Annotated in this window: 1 protein-coding gene; it reads left to right on the forward strand. The window is 49.7% G+C overall.

What is annotated here, in order from left to right; genetic code table 11:
- Positions 1-286: type VI secretion system Vgr family protein (locus UC75_RS19465; protein WP_228136980.1), on the forward strand; the 286-nt coding region annotated here is incomplete at both ends.

Consider the following 286-nt stretch of genomic DNA (forward strand, 5'->3'; position numbering starts at 1 on the left):
TCGCGTAGGCGAGATCGTAGTGATCGACTTCTTTGACGGCAATATTGACCGCCCATTTGTGGTGGGCCGTATTCACGAAGCTGAACGCCATCCAACCCAGTTTGACCAGAAAGGCCAATTACCCGACACTAAAAAGCTCAGCGGCATCCGCTCAGAAGAAGTTGATGGTAAAGGCTTTAACCAGCTACGTTTTGATGACACCACAGGGCAAATCAGTGCCCAACTGCAAAGTAGCCATGCAGCAAGCCAGCTCAACTTGGGTAACTTAAGCCATCCAAAAGACAAG

Origin of the sequence: Acinetobacter sp. V2 (assembly GCF_001188385.1) — a bacterium.
Classification (GTDB): Bacteria; Pseudomonadota; Gammaproteobacteria; order Pseudomonadales; family Moraxellaceae; genus Acinetobacter; species Acinetobacter oleivorans.